This window comes from Sporosarcina sp. Y1004 (assembly GCF_057669665.1).
Genome location: NZ_JBYHFQ010000043.1, coordinates 1 through 23,676 on the forward strand (window position 1 = coordinate 1; position 23,676 = coordinate 23,676).

Below are 23,676 nucleotides of genomic sequence, written 5' to 3' on the forward strand. Positions count from 1 at the left end.
AATTAGCTGCTTAATAATAAACTCTAACTTTTAGGGGTCACCTCATATTGGTCTGTTATTTATTGTTTGTTCTTACTTCTTATTAAATTTTAAGTACCTATTCAGTAAATACAACTCAATTTTATAATAATACAAAGTAGATTAATATCTACGCGGTTTTTCTTGTTTTTAATATAATTACTTGGAAACATGAATTGTTTGTCTTTGTGTCTGACGCAGGTACCTCTCAATTAACGGTAACTTGATGACCGAAAAGAGCGCAAAGATAAGTGGCGAAGTCACTTATCTTTGCGCTTATTTTGTCTTTAATTGTGTAGGGTTGGCTTAGTACAAAGCGAACTTATAATGGTCAATAATAGATTGCGGCACTACTGGGTAATCCCCAGTCGGATTTGGCGTAGTATTGTTTTTCAGCTTCCGTCGAAGGTGCCCCTATCGCGGGACAGAGAAGTGCCGCGTCTCTGTGACTAATAGTATATGCAAAATTACCGACAACTATACAGATTGTTTCAAATAAATCAAAGAGGTGAATTGTGTCACACAATTGATATCTTCCACACACATACCTGCAACGGTAATGAAATCTTTGGGGGGTATACTAAGTTTTGGTAGTGAAGAGGAGGAAGTTCAATAAATGAAAAAACACATCATTGCACTAGCGGCAATTGCAGGATTATCAATAGGGGCGGCAGGTCAAGCATCTGCATCTAGCGTTCATACGGTAGAAAAAGGAGAAACATTATGGTCTATTTCGCAAGAAGCGAATGTCAGCGTCGAAAAATTACAGGCCTGGAACGGATTAGAGTCTACTCTTATCTATCCGTCACAACGTCTTAAAATAGAAGACAAGGTAGAAGACAAGTTGAAAACATATGTCGTCGTAAAAGGCGATACATTGTTCAAAATTGCAGGGGCTCACAACGTCTCAGTGGGTGCTTTAATGACGAGCAATAACCTTTCAAGTGATTTAATTCATCCGGGCGACAAGTTAGTCTTTGGGGGATCAAAAGCTCCTGCATCATCTAAATCTGTTGCGCAGACAACAAAAGTAGCGGCAGCTTCACCGGCAGCAAAAGAGATGACTGTGACAGCGACCGCGTATACAGCTTATTGCGACGGATGCTCAGGCGTAACAGCGACAGGAATTGATTTGCGTTCAAATCCCAACCAAAAGGTCATCGCAGTTGACCCTTCCGTAATTGCACTTGGAACGCGCGTATGGGTTGAAGGATATGGAGAAGCCATCGCTGGAGATAAAGGCAGTGCGATTAAAGGAAATACCATTGATGTCTTTATGGAAAATGAGCAAGATGCCCTTAACTGGGGACGTAAAACGGTTAAAATTAAAGTGCTTAATTGATGAAATTGTAGGTATACATACATAATAGTATGTAATATTTCAAATGAAATAACAGCGTGAAAAATGGAACTCAGCCTTGTAAGTAAAAGGCTGAGTTTTTTGTGTGATGACTTATAAATCAGCGTTCATTTCCACGTGCGTATCCAGTGAAGATATTGGAGAAACGATCTTTGTTCGGATGAAAGTTGCCGGACCTCTTTTGCTCAAGTTAAACTAGACGTTAGACATTAGACATTTATTTATCAGAGGGGTTGAAAAGAATGCCAATCATTCGTTCTATTATAAAAAAATACTTCACAAAACAACAACAACAACAACAACCTATCGAAAGTCGTTGGGCAGGTAAGAAAGTTAACTTTCTAGGAGATAGCATTACGAGCGGAACCGCTAAAAGAAACTTTGTGACTTATGTGACCACTGTCGATCAATCCTTAAAGCTTGGGACTGCGCGTAACTATGGGATTAGTGGTGGAACGATTGCAAGCCGGGATCACTTATACCCGGGAGAAGGACTGGATGACAGATTACCCCCTGTTGTGTCGCGTTGGCAAACGATGAATACAGATGCGGATATTGTTTTCATGTTGATAGGGACGAATGATTATGCAGCACAAATACCTATTGGAGACCAAGACAGTACGTTGATTTCCGATTTTAACGGCGCGTTTAATATTGTACTAAGTGGCCTCAAAGCCAAATTTCCAAATGCAGTTATCGTCGTCAGTACACTTTTGAATCGCGTACCCAAACCGACGAAAACCCATGCACTCACCATTGACCAATACAACAATGCTATTTTGGATAGATGTAAAGAACACGCGATTACTTGCTTTTATTTACATGAAGTGACCGATTTGAATTTAGAGACAGACTACTCGCAAGGGCTTTTTCAACTTACTGCAGATGGGTTACATCCAGGTAAAGAAGGTTCCGCAATCTTAGGAAGATGGATCGCAGAATTTATCAATTCAAACCAGAAAAGCTGAACGTCGTAAATGGATAACGCGTTCAGCTGAGAGGGGCAAAAGGAATTTTACATAAATCCGTTAGGGGAATCGTAACTGACAAGTAAAGAAATCCCTATTTTACCTTCTTGAAATTTTTTGCCACCAACTTTTATTCCGTGCTGCTTCCTCCTTCAATTCTACTTCTTTTTTGATACCTTCCACAGTGGCAGAAACTTCTTCCATGCTTAATCGTAAATTAGAAACCCTTTCCGATTCGTGACGGTTTAACAAAAGCTTTAATTCTCCGATATTTTGCTGGTAAAGCTGATTTGATTCTTGGAGTTCCTGAAGCAAAAGCCGTTCCCTTTCAACTCTTTCTTTTTCAACATCATCTAGCTTCAAAACAACTTGCTGAAGTAGCTGATTCTGTAATACAAGCATAGATTTCAATTCGGCAACTTCTTCATTAACTGAAATCAGGTTCAAACCTTCTTCTGAATTGGAAGTTAGGGTGATCGGCAGTCCTTCAGTTTCTAGCCTCTCATTGACTACATCCAATTTATGACCGTCGTTATACAGCTTCCTGATAATCTTCAGCTTTTCTATTTCAGTAATTCTGATTCTGTATTCTCTTCCAATCTTCTTAAAGTGGATGAATTGTGCGTGATTTAGGATATAGCGTTTCAGAGTGGCGTTTGGTATGCCTGTAAGTGCTTCAGCTTCTGTGATTCCGATGTATACAGCATCATTAAGACTTGCTCCATTCACTTGTTTATTCATCATTCATGCACCCCTAATAACATATTTTGTATGAAATTCACACAACCACATCATTCATTTCAGAAAAGTTTGAATCATTCATTTACTCAATCAGTATCTATTCGACAATGGACATGACTTTCCCTTTTAAAAGGAAATGATTCAACCATTTCCTTTTGTTTAATAAAAAGGTATTCGTATTATTGTGGCCGAATATAGACAAAGTACTGTTCTTGTTCCAACCTAGTGGCAGTAGAAGAAACTTTACATTAAATCGAAAACTATAGATTAAAAGACAGACAGGAGATAGATACGATGATAAAAGGTTTCGGAGGAATATTTTGGAGAACTAAGAATATGGATGTTGTGAAAAAATGGTACAGTGAAGTGTTGAAGATTGAAATAGAAAATTGGAATGGGACTGTGATTAAACCTCAATTAGGAAATGAGACTATCTTTTCTTTCTTTTCCGAGAATGACAGTTATTTTCCAACAGAACAACAAGTGATGTTAAATTTCGAAGTACATGATCTAAACGAGACTATTAAGCATCTTGAACATATTGGTGTACTTCTTGAAAAGAAAAAAGAGGTTAGTGAATACGGAAAGTTTATTTGGATTAAAGATCCTGAAGGTCGACTTATCGAGCTTTGGGAGAAATAGTGGGTTGTGATCATTTGCTATTAAGTAAACGGGTGCGTTTCTACAACAAGTAGAGGCGCATTTTTAATGGGCAGAATAGTTGAAGATTATTCGGGAAAGATACCTTTAAAGAAATGGTAGGTAGACACTATTGAAGAAAACACTCTACGTCCTTTTTTGTATCCTATTTCTCGCAAATAATACGGGTGTTTTTGCGAAGCAAGCTTCACCTAACCAAGATATTAATAAGTATTTTTTTGATGTCAATTTAATTAATTCAGTTAGCCAAGTGGCTGAAGCAAAGAAGGATACCAATCAACCTTTTTTGGAACAATTGAAGACGCATTCATTAGAGCATAGTGATATTGAAAACATTAAATTTGAAAATAATTCCGGACTTCAGCGTGTATTCAGTATCAATGATGGTTTTCAAGAACGTGTCCTCAGAAAAGTGGTGTACTGGCTTAATAACTCTGCCCGAGTGAAAGGAACAACCGAGGTACCTGTAGATAATCCATCCAATAAATTGACGTTAAAAATGGCAAATGGTGAAGTGATCACTATGGAACCCGTTTATACATGTGTAGTTAAAAATAAACGCAAAACCTGCACAGCTAAAGAAGGGGAATTAATCGTTGCAGAAAATAGACAAAAAGTGCGATTAAAATCACAATCTCTCTATGATTGGCTCATGGTAGGGTGGAGAAAAGAAGTGGACGGACTTACTAAAGAAGAGTTACTTGAAGAAGCATTGTTTACACGTTATTTATATCGGTTGGGCCCATCTTATTCGGAATTTTTCATGTGTCCAAAAATCAGAATTGAACCGATTGATGGGGATCCTAGGAGACATCTCATTTTTGCTAGTGCTTTAAACTATTCAGGACACCACGGTGGAGATTATGATAAACTTACTTTTTCTGTAAGTGATTCTAACCTAACAGGGTTACAAGTGACAAACGTAAAAATAAAGAAACATATTTCGCAAGAAGAAAGCGAAAAACAATGCCGAACGTTTGATTAAACGAGTGTCAATTTGATTGTTGAAATAAGGTGTTATTTGTGCTTAAATGGTGATATATAGGCATTTTAAAGACCGCTAATTCATATGTGAATTAGCGGTCTTTTTCGTGCTTTAGTTTGTATTACTCGACTGAACAAGTTAGTCAACGGAGGTTCAGCTATTTAAGTTGTAACGGGAGGCGTACGCTTTTTCGGTGAAAATCCACCGAGTAGCAGTTTTCCGTGCGGCAGCAATTTCTGAATAATGATGGAAACAACGATTGGTACGATTAATCCAAATGCTGTGAATCCAACAATTCCATACGTAAAGTAATCATTTAACAAAATATCTGTAAAGATGTGCAAGTACATAATCGTCAGTGAGTGTTTCTCAATCCATTGTAGCCAGTTGAGCGACAAGCGAGTAGCAATTAGTTGTACTACGCCAACCAGAACGAGCGTGAATGACAATGGAATGATCAAATCTAACACGAAATGTTCATAACGTAGAAATTTCATACTCAAATGATAGTCAATTACATGGAATTCATCTAGAAAATAGGCTGATATACTAACAGTCAATCCAGCGAGTAACCACCACTTCGTGACATTCATCCAAATCGACTTCAAATAATAACCAAGTGCAAAATAGACGACCGCCATAAGCGCAACATCAATGTTCCAAATCATTGGAATCGCTTGAGAAGCTGTATCTGGGGCACCACCTATGACTTGCATGGCGAAAATGCTTTCAAAATGGGCAACGATATAGAAAATCGATAAGATAACGATCTGTTTTGTACGGTTAAAGTATTTTGTCATCCATAAGAAGAAAAGGTACGTAAAGAATAGTGTAGTTACAAACCAGAATACACCGTATGCGCCACGTGCAAAACGACCGCCTACTACAAGTGTCCAAAAGTCATTTGCATACCAAGCCAGGTCCATATTGCCTGAACCAATTTCGATTCCATAACGGATTGTCGTGATTGCTAACAGGAAAAACAAATAGGGTACGATTAATTGCATAAAGCGTTTGTGAATCGTTAACTTCATAAACCCTTTTTCTAACGCGGGTTTGAAAAACAAGCCACTCAAAATGAAAAAAGCCGGCATGTGGAACCAATATATATATTTTGCGAGCGGAAAATCGAGTTGACCGGGATAATGACCAATGACGACAAGAATCATTAAAAATCCTTTCGTGACATCCACCCAGGATAAACGTTTCTTATTCATAATCAATCTCCTCTGAAAGTGACCTAATCCCAGTATACTACCAATTCGTAGTTGGAAACGCGATGTAACACAATTGACTCAGGATTGAAAGAAAGATGGAAGCAATTTCATAAAGGGGAAGGGGGAGTGTGGATTTTGAATTCGGGGAATGAAGTCAGGCGTTAGAAGCCCCGTTAAAATAGGGCTTGGCTATCACTTTTACGGCCTGCGCTGGTTCATTCTTGGCGATGGGGAAACTATAGAAGTGGGGGTAGCGCACGAAATTGTATCTTCGGGCGTGTTGAAACTGGATAGAGAAGAATCCATTCTTTAATTAAAAAAAGCAAGCGCACTTTTACCTTGGTCGTTTTAAGGGAGCGACGGACAACAAACAGGTACAGCATTACCGAAAAGAGGGCTATGAGTAGTGACTTCGTTACTACTCATAGCCCTTGGTTCATCGTTAATCCCGTAGCGTTCATTATGTCCAAAGCGAACCGAAAATGGTCTTGTAGAAAACAACAACAAATTTTGTCTTCATTTCAACCTCTTACTCATAAAGCTGAAAGCATTATTGAAGCTAATCCCCTCCAGCTCATTTTTGGAAAAACCTCTCACTGCCATGCGTTCCAGCAAATCGGGAATTTTGGTACAGTCCTCCAGTCCAACTGTGCGCGGCGATTTTGATACTAAATCATACGCAGACAAATAATCGAGAAAGTCAAAACCAAGCGCGATGTGTTGAGGTCCAACAAGGTCCGCTATGTACACCGCATGGTCGACAAAACGGTCCAGCGTAGGATTCACTTTGTCTATAAAACCGCTGAACGCATTCAATCCAATGATTCCGCCGCCCTCGGCAATTGCTTTCATTTGAGCATCCGTCAAATTCCTTTCATGCGGGCATAGGGCAATTGCATTGCTATGCGATGCAATGATCGGCTGATTGGAAATCGCATGCATATTCCAGAAAGACTTTTCGTCCAAATGGGAAGCATCGAGGATCCAATTGAGCTCATTCGCTTTCCGCACCGCGAGCTCACCTAAAGCTGTCAGTCCTCTCTTTGCAGGTTCGTCAGCTGAACCCGTACCGCTTGCAAGAAGATTGCATTCATTCCATACGAAAATGGACTGTCTGAATTTGTTAGCATGTAATTCATCGAAAGCGGCATTGATATTACTTTCGAATGAATCTTGTCCCCAGTGTTCAAGAAAACGCATTCCTTCAATCCCTAAAAAGAGATTAATCTTCCCCGAACGCGTCGCGTCTTTCATGTCATCGGTAATTAGGCAAACATTAGCATGTTTAGACGAACGCAAATCATCCAACACATGCTTTAAAATCGTCTGGAAACGCGTAAAAGGATCTTGACGGAAAGCGGATTCAACCCAAATCACACAACAAATTGAATCGACACCGCCTTTTTTCAATTGCGGATAATGAATTCGGTCGAATACATCAGTTTCTCCGCTACTCCTTCTCCATGCGATGTCCGTAAAAAGATCTGAATGGATGTCGAAAACTTTCATATCAATCTCTCCTCGCTTAAGTGATTTCCATTTTAATGGCGCGTCTCTGACTCTGTCTAAAAGTAGTATACGAGCGACAACAATATACAGGGGGAGAGGGGTGCAAACTGGGTAGAGAAGAGATTGACGTACTCGTAGAGGATATAAATGAGAGAACAATTACAGTCGTTCAGTAAAAAAAAGTAAGCACCGGGTTTTCGGCAATCTCATTTAACAATGAGATGGTAGAAATCCTGGTGCTTTTTTGTGGGGGCTATCCTCTTTCATTCAGATAAAAGTCGAATTAGATCTTTAAAGAACGCCGATGAATTTCTTCTTCCAACAACTCGATAAAGTGAGGATTTAACTTAATGTCTTTTGCTTTGAAGTAAGATTTAATCAATAAGTCATTAGGTAATTTTTTCAACTGGGATTGCACCTCCGATTTTTTTAACATATGTGTACTAAATTGAAATGTTGAGACATAGATTGGAGAATAGGGCAGAACTAAGCTGTACATTAAATCTACCAAAGATTAGGACTAAGAACAACCGTTCTCTTATCCACAGGTGGTGGTGGATAAGCTGTTCAAAACATGTTCGTAATGATTGGCAAAGCATTGCTAGCCATGGGTATAAGGTTAATAACCTTATCCACAGTTGTTGGAATTGCGAAATTTGTCGAAAGATTTCATTAGTTAATGAATCCTTTTAAGTCCATTCCGCGACTTTAAGGAATTTTTTTTGCCTACATATGAATCGAGCTAGCTAGTTAATCATATAAGGCGGGCGGTGAAGAATAGATTGGTGTAATGCGTGTGTAAGATAGTTAGAAAAATAGTGTGCCTGAAGGGGGAGGCAAAGTGCAGCCAGTAGGGGAAAAGTAAAAAGTGAAGGGGAATCGGATTGCACTGCATAAATTGTGGACATAAACAAAGTGAAGGGAAATTTTGTGCAACGTGCGGAAACGCATTAAGCACCGAAGTCATCGAAGCTCAGCAAACAATGAGCAGAACGGCAACGAAACCTGACATAAAGTCGAAAGAAAAGGTTGAATTGGTCAAGGTGGCCATGAAAGCGTACTGGGTCTATTTTGTAAACCATTTGAAGCGACCTTCTGATGCCATGGAACAGGGGGAAAAGGGATTAAGAAACGGTATTGTTACTATCGTCATTCAATCAATATTAATAGGGCTTTTCTTGTTCACATTCATGAATAATATACCAATTTTTATTTATGGGTTTCCCTACGAAGCCTCATTTGTTGAGGTTATGGTTAAATCGTTATTAATTAGCTTTGGTTGTACGGCAATTTCCATCGGTTCATTGTTTATCACGCTTAAATTCCTTGGGCCTAATCAGTCCTTAAAAAACATTGCAGGCATTTACGGAACACAGCTAATACCATCGACATTCCTCATTCTAATCGCACTTATTTTCCTCCTGTTAAAAGCGTATGCGTTCGGAAACGTATTGCTATCCTTCGCACTTTTAATTGCATTTCTTATTGTGCCATTGTACATTCTTATCAAGTTCGTGCGGCAAGATTTATCGGCAGTGGATCCACTCTACTGTATAGCCGTTTATGTCGTCATTGTTGGAATTGCTTTTTCCATTTTATATAGCCTTTTTGGTGATTACGCAATAGGGAGCATGATGAGTCGATTGGTATTGTTTTAGTACCGCCGATAAAAAAAGAAGGAACAACTCGTTATGAGTTGTTCCTTCTTTTTTATGCTCTTTGGTCGACTGTGAAGCTTGATGTTTTGAATAGCTCAGGAACTCGATCTTTTGAAGCATAAGCTTGATTGACAGTAACTCCACTCAAAATTGTAACTAGTAATAGAATAGATAACAGTTTCTTCATTATAAATCCTCCCATGTTTTTATTTTTCTATATAAATATCCATATCTATTAGCTTCTTGAAAGTAAATAGATGATAGTTTATATTTTCGATTACGGTAATACCATTCGGCGAGTGCAATACAGTATTTATGAACATATTGATAATCCTGTATCTTTTTGAAGTACTCAATCGCTTCCTCGGCAATTTTTTCGGACAAACCTTTTTCACTGTAAATTGATTTGAATATATTGAAATGGTGATAATACGAAATGGCGTATATATCTTCTAAATGGGAAATCAATTCTATGCCTTCATTACACCACTCATTAACAAGCTTCTTATTATCTAGCTTTGAATACTCAATTACTAAACAAAATATTGAAATTAGTGGTTCATCATCATTGTTTTTATATTCAATACTTTGTTTATAGTAACTTATAGCTTCATCACTATTGCCTATTATACTGGAAAGTGCACCAAGATTGTGGTAAACAATTCCTTTTTCGTGGTGCAAATTAAATTCATCACATATTTGCATTGCCTTTAAATAGGATTCATATGCTTCTTGAAATTGTTCATTTTTCTTTTTGGTGATTCCAATTAGTATATAGCACTCTAATACTCTCTTCATTAAAAAGTTTTCTCTAAAGTATTCGAGTGCATTTCTAATATATTCAATGGAGGTGAAAATTCGGCCATCCGCTGTAAATACTACCCCAAACATAAAATTCATTTCTGCTTTTTCCCAATCTTCTAGTAAAATATCATCAATTAATAATAACACATTTTCGAAATACTCAATCGATTTATTGCGATTTTCAATCGAATAATTATAGATTGCTTTATTTACAGTTAATAAGTAAATTTGCCGTGGATTAAAGTCTTTACATGATTCTTCTAAGTAGTTTATTTCTTTTTTTAGTTCATCAAAATCCATACCTGAAATGATTCGGAACCGTAAAACGATTAGAAGGTAAGTGTAGTAGAGCGATTGGTTTTCAAATAGTGGACTACAATTCAGTAGATAATCCAGTTTCTGTTTAGTCAAGCTCACGTCTCGACTCGTAATTACTTCTTTATAGGTCTCATTGAGCATTTTCTCGAAATCTAACTCAGTTTGCAAATCATTTTTATGTAACTTCGAAGGATCTATACCTAATCGATTAAATAATAATATAACGACGTCTTCACTAGGGAATATCAAATTCCGTTCGATTTTGGATAAGTAAGAAGGCGTGCAGATTCCTTTTGCTAAAACTAATTGTTTCATTTGTTGTCTGATTCGTTCTGCCCTAATTAAATGTCCAACTTTCATTAGCGAATCCCTCTCTTTTAAATCATAGTTCATACGTAGCATTAATCATACCATTTTAATGTGGGAAATAAATTAGATAAACACTCAAAAAATGCATAATTCCGAAAAAAATGTCCCAACTTAATTGAATATTATTCTAGCCATATAAATGATATTGTTGAGTTAGAGAGTGAGGGATAGTACGCATGCGAATTGAAGACATTTATTTTGATGAAGCTGTTATGCGTAATAAAAGACAAAAAGCTACTATCCAAAGTAGGAATAAAGAAATACGAGTTAGCAGCCCAAAAGTGATTTCCTGTATGGTGAAACGCATATTTACCTGCTTATCATTCTTTCGAAGGGAGTGAGATTATGCCAATGGAGACGCCAAATGACCAAATTGAAGTTGACTTAAAAGACATAGATTTATATGAAATGAAAATAGAACTGATGGCATTTTTGGATAAAATGAAATCAAATGGATTCCTGGAATCAGTCGAATTCCGGGATAGTCCATTTGGCATCAAGCAAATCTAATTTTCTTATTGAAAGCGCAACATCCACAAACTTATCGAAGGTTTGTGGATGTTGCTTTTTGTGATTATGTATTAATCAAAATCGGAATTAGAATATTCCGATTTACTCAGTTTAAGTTTCTTCGGTTGACCATCCACTTTCAGCCAGATTCATGTAGTCCTAAGGACCAATCACTCCAGATAAACCGCGACGCTCTCACTCACCAGTTCTAGAAAACCCACAGGACATCCACATCATCGAAGTGTTATAATAGTGTGACAAATAAATGTAATGTAAATTGAAGGAGTGAATGGAATGGCTATTGATGTTTACCTAAATTTTAACGGAAATTGTCGTGAAGCGGTATTGTTTTACGCGGAGGTTTTTGGAACAGAAGAACCCAAAATAATGACTTTTGCAGAAGCACCACCTAATCCGGAATATCCCCTTCCAGAAGAAGCAAAAAACATGGTTATGCACACTCGTTTAAATATTCAGGGGAGCAATGTTATGTTCTCAGATGTTTTTCCCAATATGCCCTTTGTTGCGGGGAACAATATAAGCCTTGCGGTAGTCAGTAAAGACCAGGATGAGATTAACGCCATATTTGGTAAACTGAAAGAAGGTGGGAACGTGGGCATGGAACTTCAAGAAACGTTCTGGAGCAAAAGCTACGGTATGGTAACGGATAAGTTTGGAATTGAATGGCAAGTTAATTATGACAATGGAGAAACTTTCATGTAATTCGTCATTTTTACAAATTGCTACATTATAATGGAGAGTAAAAACGCAATGCGCATAGATAAAGCGCACTGCGTTTTTTTGTTTTCACCATTTATCCGCTACATTCGAATCATTTTGAAATTACCTAGCTACTGTCCCGCATATATATAATCGTCTAAGTTTATCACAATAGGACTTTAATCTAAGTGTTGCAACTTCATTGGGAAAACCGTACATCCATTTCATTGAATGAAAAAAAGAGGAGTGGTTTCATGAAGTTGAAAAGACGTTGGATACTTGGCATATCTCTTCTGCTTTTCTTGTGTACTGCATGCCGACAAACGAGTGATGAAACAATCACAAAAATTGAAGTTCCTCCGGCACAAGCGGTGGAGATTGCGGCGGGATGGGCAGCGACGGAAAGTCTAGTGCAGGCAGGCGGCGTCTATGAAGAGGGGGAATATCAGAGGTTCAATGATAAAGGGAAGACGTATCGATATATGGCCAGTCAATTGGACACGAAGAAGGAATTACGGGCTGAACTTGAAAAGTGGCTAACAAAAAAAGTTGCTAAACGCTATATAAAAGAGCATGGTTTTATTAAACAAAATAAGAAGTTGGCGCAAATCGAGTCGGATGGAGGATCCCTTCTTGAGTGGGAAGTAGCAACAGCAGTGTTGGTGAAATCGAAAAAAAACAAGTATATATTTGAGTTAAGTGTACCGATAGGCTATACGGGTACTTACGATAAATTCGAAGTCACATATGAATACGTGAAAAAGTTGGGTTGGCGTATTAGTAAACTGCCGGATTATGTGGATTAACCAGGATAGACGCTTCGGCTAACACTTTTATGTGCCTACGCTGTGTGATAAAAAGTTCCGATTCATTCATTACCGTGTGTGAAGTGCCTTTATTGAAAAATACAACCTATTAGTATCAATCAAATACAGGTGCTGCTTTGGTAATTTTAATCGATTTCGTAGTAGAAGCTTCTGTGAATGAAGGAAATGCTACGATGAATAGTAATAAAAATAGAATGGATTTTTTCAATTGTTAATATGCCTCATTTGTCTTTGTTCTCTTTCTATATAATAGTTAAAAAGTCGGAAACTAGCTAGGGCTAATTGGATTTTATTACTGGCTTACAACTCTGGAACTTATCAACATTTGCAGTGGATAGATTGTGCATAACAACCTTACTATGCATAAAACAATAGAAAATACGGTTTTTTTGCTGTTAACAACTTTATCCACAGAGAGAAACAGCGTATATAAGCTTGAAAAAGTGTCTGTATTTTGCGTTAATTAAAGTGGGTATAAAGCTGTTCACCTTCAACACTTATTAACAAATAGGCTTTATAATAATGTGTATATTCTGATTGAAAAGACCCAACAGATATTTGAGGGAAATATAGAAAAAAATCGTACTTGGAGTGATGTAAATTGAATCTACAAAATCCCAAAAAAATCAGAGATAGAGGAATTATAATCGGTCGTCTTCCGGTAGGCATGAAGAATTGTATTACGGATGTGGAAGGTGTAAAGGTTGGACATGTAACGCTGGATAATCCATTGGATGGAGATGAATACGCAGCTACGGGCGTGACTGCTATATTACCGCATGGCGACAATTTATTTATGGATAAAGTAGTGGCTGCAAGCTATGTACTGAACGGTTTTGGAAAAACATCGGGGCTTGTCCAAGTAGATGAGTTAGGCCAGATCGAGTCACCGATTATGCTGACAAATACGTTTGGCGTTCCCGCGGTTTCACAAGGGACGCTACAGTATATGTTAGATGAAAATCCGGAGATTGGGGATACAACTGGCACCATTAATCTGGTTGTGGGGGAATGTAATGACAGCAGGTTGAACTCGATCCGCGAGCTGCCGGTTCAACCAAGCCACGCGATTGCATCTATCAAAGGAGCGTCCACTGATGCTTCTTTGGAAGGGGCAGTTGGCGCTGGAAAAGGCATGATTTGTTTCGGATATAAAGGTGGCATCGGTTCGTCTTCACGAATTGTCTATGACGACGAAAGTGGGGAGTCCTATATACTCGGCTGTTTAGTTTTAAGTAACTTTGGCAGAAAAGAAGATTTTCAATATGAAAAATATAAACTGAATGATAATCAGGAATTTCCTAGCTATCCGAAACCAGCTGACGGGTCCATCATGATTGTGTTAGCTACAGATGCACCGCTCAGCAGTAGACAATTGCGCAGACTAGCAAAAAGATGTGGCATCGGGCTCGGAAGAACGGGCAGTCATTTCAGTAATGGCAGTGGCGACATTGTCATCGCCTTTTCAACTGCTAATAAAATTCCGCATTTTTCAACCGGAACTGTTGAAACGAGACAACAAATGAGAGACGATCATCCAATCATGAATGATTTTTTCCTGGGTGCAGCTGAAGTTACAGAAGAAGCAATCCTGAATTCATTGTCACAGGCAGTGACAACAACCGGGCGGAAAGGGAATACTGTTTATGCTTTTCCGTTTGAATGAACATAAAGATGCGATTGCCAAGGATGAAATGCCGCGGATATAGTTTTTTCAGTTATTATCATTTTGCGTTAACTAGGTGATTCACTAAAAATAACCAGTGGATAACTTGATCACACATTGGACATGTTTGGTTTGGATTGAACGACTTCTATAGCATTATCGAGATGTCTTAATAAGTAGGGATGCGACTTCGTCGCTCTCCCAAAACACAGTTGCAAGTAGTGCCAAAGCTTTTCGGGACGATAGAATAACTCTCTTCACAGATGGAGAAAAGCGGTCAAAGATACAATTTTGACCGCTCAAACCTTCTTCCATAGTTACTCTACTTTTATTTTAGGGATTTGTCACTTTCATATAGAGCATCACATAATCTAGGCTAAATGTAAGGAGAGAATACTATGTACAACGTGCGAAAGTGCCCGAAATTACATCTTCTAGCCATCCTTCCCTCACGGTAAAACTGTCGTGATTAATTCGCCGATAGCAGACCGAAAATAACCCAGTGAATTGTCAGTTTCAAGGTTTGACAAAAAACTGAAAGCAAAGACCAAAAGAATTATTTTTTCTAAAAATCGCTAGACAGGATAGAAATGATGCGCTATAATCCAATTAATCAAATAAAACATATCAAGTTACTTGGTTATTGAAGACGGCCCATGTGGATTGGTTAAACAGCCTGCATATGTATCTTTTTCTGAACTTAATAGGTAACAAAAGTGGCTAATCGGTTAACCGAAGGCTCTCAACTAGTATTAAAGTTGAGAGCCTTTTTATTTTTAAAAAGGAGGTTATTGGGATGAAGAAGAAGACGACAATCCGTTTCATGGTAGGCATCACTGCAATGGTAGGTATTTTAACAGGATGCGGTGGTACGGAGGAAGGCGGGGATCAAACAGCCTCTGCCCAAAAGAATTCAGTTGAGCTTTTAAACGTCTCATACGATCCAACGCGTGAGCTATATGAGGAGTTTAATAAAGAATTTGCTGCACATTGGAAAGATGAAACCGGCCAGGAAGTGACTATTCAGCAGTCGCACGGCGGATCCGGAAAACAAGGTCGAGCGGTAATTGACGGTCTACAAGCAGATGTTGTCACACTGGCACTTGCCTACGATATTGACGAAGTCGCCGCCGCCCGTGACTTACTGGCAGAAGACTGGCAAACTAGATTGGAAAATAACTCAACACCCTACACTTCAACGATTGTTTTTCTAGTTCGAAAAGACAATCCAAAAGGGATTAAAGACTGGGATGACTTAACGAAAAAAGACGTTTCGGTCATAACACCAAATCCGAAAACGTCAGGCGGCGCACGTTGGAATTACTTGGCGGCTTGGGCATATGCGGATAAAGAATTTAATGGAGATGAAAAGAAAGTCAAAGAATTTGTCGGTGATCTCTATAAGAATGTTGAAGTACTAGATTCTGGAGCTCGTGGTTCTACGACAACTTTTGTTGAACGGGGCATTGGAGATGTATTACTTGCTTGGGAGAATGAAGCCTTCCTAACGTTGAATGAACTTGGAAAAGGTGAATTTGAAATTGTCGTCCCGTCACTCAGTATTTTAGCGGAGCCGCCAGTTGCGGTAGTGGATAAAATCGTCAAGAAAAAAGGCACAGAAGAGGTCGCACAAGCCTATCTGGAATACTTGTATACAGAAACTGGACAGGAAATTGCTGCGAAAAACTACTATCGTCCACGTGACCCAGAGGTATTGAAAAAATATGCAGATGTATTCCCAGAGATTAATCTCGTTACAATTGACGATGATTTCGGCGGATGGAAAGAAGCCCAGGAAAAACACTTTAATGACGGCGGCACCTTCGATGAAATTTACTTACAGTAGTGAATCTGCATAATGAATCCAACAAATAAATTAAAGGCATTGAACAACATTTAATTACAGAAGTGAAGGTGAAGGAATGGCGAAGAAATGGAGATTTAAGAAACATAGTATATTGCCGGGATTCGGGCTGTCTCTCGGATTCACGACGCTGTATCTCAGCTTGCTCGTTTTACTTCCGCTCTCCATGGTCTTCATTAATACATCATCAATGGGCTGGACAGATTTTTGGGCTACGGTAACAGAACCACGCGTCGTTGCATCATACAAAATAAGCTTTGGCACCGCATTTGCAGCGGCTTGCATCAATCTGGTATTCGGTGTGTTAATTGCCTGGGTACTCGTTCGATATTCGTTTCCTGGCAAGCGCATCATTGATGGATTGGTAGATTTACCATTTGCGCTTCCTACGGCTGTTGCAGGGATCGCATTAACAACACTGTATACAGAGGATGGCTGGATCGGTCAGTTTTTATCGTTTAAAGTAGCGTTTACGCCGCTCGGTATTACGATTGCATTAACATTTATCGGCTTACCATTCGTCGTACGAATGGTACAGCCGGTTCTACAAAATCTTGAAGCCGAAATGGAAGAGGCATCTGCTATTTTAGGCGCGAATCGCTTTCAAACATTTGCGAGAGTGATTGTTCCGGAAATTTTGCCAGCCGCGTTGACAGGTTTTGCTTTGGCATTTGCCCGTGCGATTGGTGAGTACGGTTCGGTTGTTTTCATAGCAGGTAATATGCCGATGAAGACTGAGATAACACCGCTCATTATTATGACAAAACTGGAACAATATGATTATGCTGGTGCGACAGCAATTGGGGCAGTCATGCTCGTATTCTCATTTGTGCTATTGCTATTTATTAACGGAGTGCAATGGTGGACAAATCGGAAATTAGTTCATAATTAGGAGGGGATTCCATGGCAGAACAAATTCAGATGCAGTTGGGTAGTAAGAATGTGAGTAAACGAACTACAGAAGAACAGCCTTGGATTCGAATTCCACTAATTGCGATTGCGCTTGGATTCTTATTGTTATTTCTGGTATTACCGCTTGTCGCCATCTTTATAAAAGCTTTTGAAAAGGGAGCAGGCGTTTATTTAGCTGCAATTTCAGATCCTGACGCCCTATCAGCAATCAAATTAACGTTGCTTGTCGCCATACTTACAGTGCCACTGAACGCGATTTTTGGACTTGCGGCCGCATGGGCAATTACTAAGTTTGAATTTAAAGGTAAAAGCCTTTTAATCACACTGATTGACTTACCGTTTGCCATTTCTCCGGTTATTGCAGGTCTCGTTTTCGTTCTATTATTCAGTGCGCATGGGTTGTTCGGTGAATTTTTATTTCAAAATGATATTAAAATTCTTTTCGCCGTTCCGGGCATTGTGCTTGCCACATTGTTTGTCACATTTCCGTTTGTCGCACGTGAACTAATCCCACTTATGCAGGCGCAAGGCTCGGCAGAAGAAGAAGCCTCCTTAACACTGGGAGCGGGGGGGATGAAAACATTCTGGCATGTCACGTTACCGAATATAAAATGGGGATTATTATACGGCATCATACTTTGTAGTGCGCGCGCAGTCGGTGAATTCGGTGCTGTCTCGATTGTTTCGGGGCATATTCGCGGTCTTACGAATACGATGCCATTACATATTGAAATTTTGTACAATGAATATCAATTTTCGGCGGCGTTCGCTGTTGCATCTCTGATGTCCATTTTAGCGATTCTAACGCTCGTCTTGAAGAATTTTATTGAATGGAAAACAAGTAAGCAGGGATAGAAAAGGGGGTCTCTACATGAGTATTAAAATAGATGAAGTGTCGAAGAAATTTGGCTCGTTTGATGCGTTAAAAGATATTAACCTCGACATAAAAACAGGAGAACTCGTAGCATTGCTTGGACCATCCGGATCAGGTAAAACGTCGCTACTGCGCATAATTGCAGGCCTTGAGGAGGCGGATCATGGTGTCGTCTTATTCGGTGAGGAAGACATGACCCATATTCGCACGACTGAACGAAAGGTTGGCTTCGTTTTTCAGCATTATGCTCTGTTTAAACATATGACGGTTTTTGAAAACGTGGCATACGGATTGAAAGTGCGACCCAAAAAAGAACGTCCGACTAAATCTGAGATTACTGCGAAAGTGAATGAATTGCTTGGGCTTGTAAAGTTAGACGCATTTGCTAAGCGTTATCCATCCCAATTGTCGGGTGGGCAAAGGCAACGTGTTGCACTAGCCCGAGCGCTAGCAGTGGAACCAAAAGTACTGTTGCTCGATGAACCCTTTGGCGCACTCGATGCAAAAGTACGGAAAGAACTGCGACGTTGGTTGCGCAGATTGCATGATGAATTTAATATTACGAGCATCTTTGTGACACATGATCAGGAAGAGGCGCTTGACGTAGCGGACCGGATAGTGGTTATGAATGAAGGGAAGATTGAACAAATCGGCACGCCAGAAGAAGTTTATGATCATCCGAATAGTCCATTTGTCTATGATTTCCTAGGAAATGTGAACTTATTCCACGGGCGCTTGCAAAATGGCAAGCTCCTCAATGTCCATGTCGATATGGGTGCGGCTGACCTAGATAGTGCCGAAAACAAGCTGGCTGTTGGTTATGTTCGGCCACATGATGTGACGATTGAGCGAGAGGGAACAGATACGGAAGCGGTTAAAGCGAAAGTTATCCATGTACATGTCGTGGGGCGCACTGTCCAAGTTGAGTTAAAACGACATGATAACGATCAATTTCTCGAAGCCGAGTTGACGAAAGAGAGATACCGGGAGCTTAATGTGAAAGCGGGTGAGGATGTTTATATCAAACCGAATCAGCTGCGTGTTTTCATTCCAGAAGACTTCTCGATTTAGGTTTGCTTGCAGATTGGGCACGACTTGTAGAGTTTATTTGGATTGCTTTGGATTGAACAACTTCTATAGCATTATCGGAATGTCTAAATAAGTAGGGATGCGACGAAGTCGCATCCCTACTTATCATTTTCGGTAATCGTATGGTGGTTGATCATCCATCGCTCTCCAAAAGTACAGCTACAAGTAGTGCCGAAGCTTTTTGGGATGAAAGAATAGATTGCTTCTCACCTGGAGAAAAGCCGCCAAAGATACAATTTTGGCCGCTCCAGTCTTCAACTATAGTTTCTCTATTTTTACTTTTTCTTAAAAAGTAAAGCAGAGAATCCAATGTATAACGTACAAGAGTGCCCGAAATTCCATCTTCGGGCACTTACACTCTTTATAGAAGCTCATCTATTCTTTTCTTTAAAAGTATCTGCATTTTTCACTTGAATATTATAGGAACGTGGTAGGCTAATATTCACAACAGGATTAGCTAGGGAGGAATGAACTGCAATTACTCCCCTAAAGAGTGTGTCTAGAAGTGACGAAGTCACTTCTAGACACACCTGCCCCTCGGTAAAACGGTCGTGATTAATTAGCCGAAAGCGGGCCAGAAATAGTCCAGTGAAATGGTGATTTTCAGGTCTTCTTGCTATCTAACAATTTCAAATACCTAGCGATCCAAACAACTTTACACGTAGTGCTCATTGTATAGTTATTCCTCCTTCACATCTATGTATAACTAAGTATTCACAATAGACAATTATATTTGACTGTACTGCTTTCCCAACATAAACTTAATGAAAACGTTTCTCTTTCTAGAATCATATAATAGAGGTAAAACAACTGCAGTCATTCAATGCTTTGGTACTATGCAACCGTTCTCGACAATCAAAAGGGGGTTTTTTGATTGAAGAAAAATGTATCATAAATAATCCTTAAACGGAGGGGTGTAGTCAATGATCAGGAACTTCAAAGATCGCATCAACGAGCTTGAAGGGGAAGAGTTCCCGTCAAAGACCTATAGGAAAATGGTACTGCAACCGGCTTATGATGAAGCGAAGAAATACTTTCTGCGCTCTATGATCCAAATCCATGCCGCACATTTAAAGATGTTGGAAGAGCAAGGGATTGTCAGTCCGGAAGATGCGATCGTCATTGGAAAAGCGGTTCATGCGCTGGACGTGAATTACTACAGCACGGATCATTACAATCCATTGTTTGAGGATCTATTTTTTCGCATTGAACACGATTTAATTGAGGACGCGGGGGAGATTGCGGGTAATTTACATATCGCTCGCAGTCGGAATGACATGGGAATCGCGATTTATCGTATGACATTGCGTAAAAAGTTGCTTGAACTAATGAGTGAGATGCTTGCATTAAAAGATGCGCTGATTGAATTTTGCGAAGAGCATATCGATACGGTCATGATTGGCTATACACACACGCAACAAGCGCAGCCGACGACGCTCGCTCATTATTTGAAGGCGGTCATTGATCAATTAGGTAGAGATTTTAAGCGTGTTCAATCGGCTTTTGGAACAGTGAACCGCAGCAGTATGGGGGCGGCGGCGTTGACGACCACGGGATTTGACATCAGTCGTGAACGGATGCGAGATTTACTGGCCTTTGACGATATTATTGAAAATTCGTGGGATGCCGTTGCAGGTGCAGACTACATTACAGAGTCCGCCAGTGCGGTCCAACTTTCTGCACTGAATTTGGGACGCACGGTTCAAGATTTCCTGACATGGGCAACACAGGAGTTCAACGTTTTCACTCTAGCGAATCCGTATGTTCAAATCAGCTCGATTATGCCGCAAAAGCGTAACCCCGTTTCGATTGAGCATATGCGCTCATTGCTGTCAGCGGTCGTTGGGGATACAAATACGGTTCTGACGATGGTTCATAACACGCCGTTCGGAGATATTGTCGATACAGAAGATGATATGCAACCATTTCTATGGAAAGCAATTGACCGCCTGATTGGTATTTACCAGTTGTTTGGCAGTGTTGTACTGACGATGCATGTCAATAAGCAAAAATTGCTCGAACGGGCGGAGGGCAGTTTTGCAAATGTGACGGAGCTTGCGGATACACTCGTTCGTTCAGAAGGAATTACGTTCAGACAATCACATCACATCGTCAGCAATTGCGTGAAAGCATTGATGAATGCGGGCCAAGAATCGTTAATGAGCTTAACGTGGCAGGTAGCGAATGACCAGGCGCTCCTTATATTAAATAAAAACCTTAAAATCTCAGTAGAAGACTTCAATGCAACACTGCGGCCGGAGCATTTCATAGCGATTCGGACAATTTACGGGGGACCTTCTGCAGAAACGATGAAAGCTTCCTTTGAACAATCCAGGATATTTGCAAAAGATGCTATGCAATGGCTAAACGAAAAAGAACGAGCAATCCTTGATGCCGAAATTCAGTTGGAGACATTTAAAACTGACTGGAGTGAGGCATGATGGATGAAGTGATTGTCGCAATCGATGGGGGTGCTACGAAAACAGCGTTAACCGTTCGAAAAAGTACGACTACTTTACTAGATTTAAAAGGGGAAGGCACAAACTACCAGACGTCGGGCGAGGAAAAAGTGAGAGAAGTTCTCGCCGATTTATTGGCAGAAGTGCGAAAAGTTCTCCCCGATTTGCAAGTGACAATCGCAGTTTTTGCAATCGCCGGTATTGATTCAAAACAAGATGAGCAAATTGTACGGGGAATTGTGGAGGAAGTGATTCAAACACAGGGGCTGCGCGTAGGGAAATTGATTGTCGAAAATGATGCACAAGCTACGATGCTTGGAGCGACAAAGGGGGAACCCGGCGCCCTACTCATTTCAGGGACAGGCTCAATTGCGTTTGCACATAACGGAAAAGGTGAAATAGTCCGCTCAGGGGGGTGGGGGCACCGCGCGGGGGATGAAGGAAGTGGCTACTGGATTGGCCGTGAAATATTGCGTGCGCTTTTCAGAATGGAAGATGGAAGAGGTTCGTTTACTTCATTGAAAGCGGAAGTATTGAAAGAGTGGAAGTTGAATTCCGTTCAAGACGTTGCCGGATGGCTATTTAACCCAGATTACACTGTGGATAAAGTCGCATCGCTTTCACGTGTTCTTTTTCAGTGTGTACAGCAAGGGGACGAAGTGGCAGTGGACATCATGAAGGGAGCGGCAAGCGAGCTTGCTAGATTAGTTTGGTCAGTAGTACGCAAAAGCGGCCTAGAAAACATGAAATGCACTGTATATTTGAATGGCGGCGCGCTTATCCATTCTGATAGACTCATCAAAGAACTCAAAAAACATGTAGATGCAGCGTTACCCAGGTGTACGCTTGTAGTTTCGAAAAAAGATCCGATTGAGTTTATTGTAGAGCGAGGTTGGATGGGGTTAAGTGGGTAACGGTTAGAGTAGCAGTTACCGCATTGAACTTAAGCTTTTATCAATATAGTAAAGAACGCCATTTCACTAGTAGAAAAGGTTTTCTCATCTGTGGTGCATTTGTATGATTTTTACGTTTTGGAATAAGTTCCTTCTATATATGACTGTAGAAAAACTAACGAGTTATGGGCGGATTCCATATAAGAGTCTGTTCACTTCGGCGACAGACGAAGACCAACAGGCAATTGAGTGGACGCTCGCGTGTACCAATCTAACGGAAAAGCGAACAGTGCCGATTGACGAATTGTCTGGCGGCCAAATGCAACGCGTCTGGATTGCGATGGCCTTAGCGCAAAATACACCATTTCTATTGCTAGATGAACCAACTACTTATCTTGATATTTATTACCAATATGAGTTATTGGAATTGATCAAGGGCTTGAATCGTGAACACGACATGTCGATTGTCATGGTTTTAAACGACATCCAATCAAGCGATCCGTTACAGTGATATCATTATTGCGATGAAAGATGGACAAATTGTGTCTAATGGAACACCGAGTGAAGTCATTACTGTGCAAACCGTAAAAGAGATTTACGGTGTTGACGTAGTCGTGAAGAATGATAAAGAAACAGGGATGTATATCATTCCTATAGGGATTTAAATTGTATGGGCGACTGTTACTCGCCAAAGTAACCATTCCAGGAAATACTTCTGGAGTGGTATTTTATTGTCTAGATTTCTGCGCCTAGCCTCAAATGAAGTGGGTAAGAGGCTACCACGAAGTTGCTCCTTCGCTGGATGGTCTATGTAAGAGGGGGTATTTCGTTATCGGGGATTAAATCTGGAAATTAGAGTGCTATAAAATGAGAGTATATTGATCAACAAATATCCTAGTACTTTGAATGAATTAGAATTCCTGCTATTACCGCTTCGACGCTTTGTGGATGCCTCTCGCGATAAGCCAGAAAGAATACCACTTTCAGTCTTATCGCTTCGGCTACCACGTAGACGCGCCTTCGCTGGGTAGTCTCTATGTAGAAAAGCATATTTCTTTATCGGGGATAAACCTGCAGTCTGTAGTGCGTCATTCTTCAATGAAATTAGTATCTCATAGTAATCACATTATAATCTCAGTCCATACATCTCAATATCCCTCTCGATTATGGAAAACACCAGCGCAAGCGCGACAAGGGGTAGCCGAAGCCGTGAGACTGGATGCGAAGCGTTAATCCAGGCTCAGGGCCAGAGGCA

General features: G+C 40.0%; 22 protein-coding genes and 1 pseudogene. 17 read left to right on the forward strand and 6 right to left on the reverse strand.

Annotation, left to right across the window (positions count from 1 at the left end):
- The first annotated feature begins 634 nt into the window (after window positions 1-634).
- A complete protein-coding gene (locus tag AC25Y6_RS18690; RefSeq protein ID WP_488144073.1) occupies window positions 635-1,360 on the forward strand; it encodes a 3D domain-containing protein in 726 nt (241 codons plus the stop codon).
- 260 nt (window positions 1,361-1,620) lie between these two features.
- Window positions 1,621-2,346: an SGNH/GDSL hydrolase family protein gene (locus AC25Y6_RS18695; protein ID WP_488144074.1), complete on the forward strand. Its 726-nt coding sequence runs from the start codon at window positions 1,621-1,623 to the stop codon at window positions 2,344-2,346.
- 99 nt (window positions 2,347-2,445) lie between these two features.
- Here the strand turns inward: AC25Y6_RS18695 and AC25Y6_RS18700 are convergent, their stop codons facing one another.
- Window positions 2,446-3,090: a hypothetical protein gene (locus tag AC25Y6_RS18700; RefSeq protein ID WP_482103633.1), complete on the reverse strand. Its 645-nt coding sequence runs from the start codon at window positions 3,088-3,090 to the stop codon at window positions 2,446-2,448.
- 291 nt (window positions 3,091-3,381) lie between these two features.
- Between AC25Y6_RS18700 and AC25Y6_RS18705 the strand changes: the two genes are divergently transcribed.
- Entirely contained in the window at window positions 3,382-3,729 is a 348-nt protein-coding gene (locus AC25Y6_RS18705; protein ID WP_488144075.1) for a VOC family protein, read from the forward strand.
- 130 nt (window positions 3,730-3,859) lie between these two features.
- A complete protein-coding gene (locus tag AC25Y6_RS18710) occupies window positions 3,860-4,732 on the forward strand; it encodes a hypothetical protein (protein WP_488144076.1) in 873 nt (290 codons plus the stop codon).
- 161 nt (window positions 4,733-4,893) lie between these two features.
- Here the strand turns inward: AC25Y6_RS18710 and AC25Y6_RS18715 are convergent, their stop codons facing one another.
- Window positions 4,894-5,949 (reverse strand): acyltransferase family protein, encoded by a 1,056-nt coding sequence (locus tag AC25Y6_RS18715; protein WP_482103636.1) that lies wholly within the window; start codon window positions 5,947-5,949, stop codon window positions 4,894-4,896.
- A gap of 148 nt (window positions 5,950-6,097) precedes the next feature.
- On the opposite strand from AC25Y6_RS18715, the gene AC25Y6_RS18720 reads away from it, so the two are divergent.
- Window positions 6,098-6,262, forward strand: coding sequence for a hypothetical protein (locus tag AC25Y6_RS18720; protein ID WP_488144077.1), 165 nt, complete (start codon window positions 6,098-6,100; stop codon window positions 6,260-6,262).
- A 203-nt stretch (window positions 6,263-6,465) separates the two neighbouring features.
- Here AC25Y6_RS18720 and AC25Y6_RS18725 read toward each other — a convergent pair whose 3' ends face one another.
- Together AC25Y6_RS18725 and sda are read right to left on the reverse strand one after the other, a co-directional pair.
- Entirely contained in the window at window positions 6,466-7,458 is a 993-nt protein-coding gene (locus tag AC25Y6_RS18725; RefSeq protein ID WP_488144078.1) for a dipeptidase, read from the reverse strand.
- A 283-nt stretch (window positions 7,459-7,741) separates the two neighbouring features.
- Window positions 7,742-7,957 carry a sporulation histidine kinase inhibitor Sda gene (gene sda / locus AC25Y6_RS18730; protein ID WP_488144079.1) on the reverse strand — a complete coding sequence of 72 codons (216 nt, stop codon included), beginning with the start codon at window positions 7,955-7,957 and terminating at the stop codon, window positions 7,742-7,744.
- Between the two features lie 385 nt (window positions 7,958-8,342).
- Between sda and AC25Y6_RS18735 the strand changes: the two genes are divergently transcribed.
- Window positions 8,343-9,116 carry a DUF6574 domain-containing protein gene (locus tag AC25Y6_RS18735; RefSeq protein WP_488144080.1) on the forward strand — a complete coding sequence of 258 codons (774 nt, stop codon included), beginning with the start codon at window positions 8,343-8,345 and terminating at the stop codon, window positions 9,114-9,116.
- A 52-nt stretch (window positions 9,117-9,168) separates the two neighbouring features.
- Here AC25Y6_RS18735 and AC25Y6_RS18740 read toward each other — a convergent pair whose 3' ends face one another.
- A complete protein-coding gene (locus AC25Y6_RS18740; protein ID WP_482103640.1) occupies window positions 9,169-9,303 on the reverse strand; it encodes a hypothetical protein in 135 nt (44 codons plus the stop codon).
- The gene (locus AC25Y6_RS18745) at window positions 9,303-10,598 is read right to left on the reverse strand and encodes a tetratricopeptide repeat protein (protein WP_488144081.1); all 1,296 of its coding nucleotides are present in this window, start codon (window positions 10,596-10,598) and stop codon (window positions 9,303-9,305) included. Before AC25Y6_RS18745 ends, AC25Y6_RS18740 begins: the two co-directional genes overlap by 1 nt.
- A gap of 354 nt (window positions 10,599-10,952) precedes the next feature.
- Here AC25Y6_RS18745 and AC25Y6_RS18750 point away from each other — a divergent pair, with 354 nt between their 5' ends.
- The 11 genes and pseudogenes from AC25Y6_RS18750 to AC25Y6_RS18800 all read left to right on the forward strand — a co-directional run.
- Complete coding sequence (locus tag AC25Y6_RS18750; RefSeq protein WP_482103642.1) at window positions 10,953-11,117, forward strand: hypothetical protein; 165 nt, start codon at window positions 10,953-10,955, stop codon at window positions 11,115-11,117.
- Window positions 11,118-11,411: 294 nt separating this feature from the next.
- The gene (locus tag AC25Y6_RS18755) at window positions 11,412-11,840 is read left to right on the forward strand and encodes a VOC family protein (RefSeq protein WP_482102122.1); all 429 of its coding nucleotides are present in this window, start codon (window positions 11,412-11,414) and stop codon (window positions 11,838-11,840) included.
- Window positions 11,841-12,091: 251 nt separating this feature from the next.
- Window positions 12,092-12,643, forward strand: a complete 552-nt coding sequence (locus tag AC25Y6_RS18760) for a DL-endopeptidase inhibitor IseA family protein (RefSeq protein WP_488144082.1) — start codon at window positions 12,092-12,094, stop codon at window positions 12,641-12,643.
- A 688-nt stretch (window positions 12,644-13,331) separates the two neighbouring features.
- Complete coding sequence (locus AC25Y6_RS18765; RefSeq protein WP_488144087.1) at window positions 13,332-14,330, forward strand: DmpA family aminopeptidase; 999 nt, start codon at window positions 13,332-13,334, stop codon at window positions 14,328-14,330.
- 796 nt (window positions 14,331-15,126) lie between these two features.
- Entirely contained in the window at window positions 15,127-16,176 is a 1,050-nt protein-coding gene (locus AC25Y6_RS18770) for a sulfate ABC transporter substrate-binding protein (protein WP_488144083.1), read from the forward strand.
- A gap of 76 nt (window positions 16,177-16,252) precedes the next feature.
- Window positions 16,253-17,086 carry a sulfate ABC transporter permease subunit CysT gene (gene cysT / locus AC25Y6_RS18775; protein WP_482103646.1) on the forward strand — a complete coding sequence of 278 codons (834 nt, stop codon included), beginning with the start codon at window positions 16,253-16,255 and terminating at the stop codon, window positions 17,084-17,086.
- Between the two features lie 11 nt (window positions 17,087-17,097).
- Entirely contained in the window at window positions 17,098-17,961 is an 864-nt protein-coding gene (cysW, locus tag AC25Y6_RS18780) for a sulfate ABC transporter permease subunit CysW (protein WP_488140679.1), read from the forward strand.
- A gap of 16 nt (window positions 17,962-17,977) precedes the next feature.
- Window positions 17,978-19,051, forward strand: coding sequence for a sulfate/molybdate ABC transporter ATP-binding protein (locus AC25Y6_RS18785; protein ID WP_488144084.1), 1,074 nt, complete (start codon window positions 17,978-17,980; stop codon window positions 19,049-19,051).
- A 941-nt stretch (window positions 19,052-19,992) separates the two neighbouring features.
- Window positions 19,993-21,510, forward strand: a complete 1,518-nt coding sequence (gene argH, locus AC25Y6_RS18790; protein WP_488144085.1) for an argininosuccinate lyase — start codon at window positions 19,993-19,995, stop codon at window positions 21,508-21,510.
- Window positions 21,510-22,442 carry an N-acetylglucosamine kinase gene (locus AC25Y6_RS18795; protein WP_488144086.1) on the forward strand — a complete coding sequence of 311 codons (933 nt, stop codon included), beginning with the start codon at window positions 21,510-21,512 and terminating at the stop codon, window positions 22,440-22,442. Before argH ends, AC25Y6_RS18795 begins: the two co-directional genes overlap by 1 nt.
- A gap of 139 nt (window positions 22,443-22,581) precedes the next feature.
- A pseudogene (locus AC25Y6_RS18800) lies at window positions 22,582-23,086 on the forward strand (ABC transporter ATP-binding protein); the annotation flags it as partial.
- Window positions 23,087-23,676: the final 590 nt, after the last annotated feature.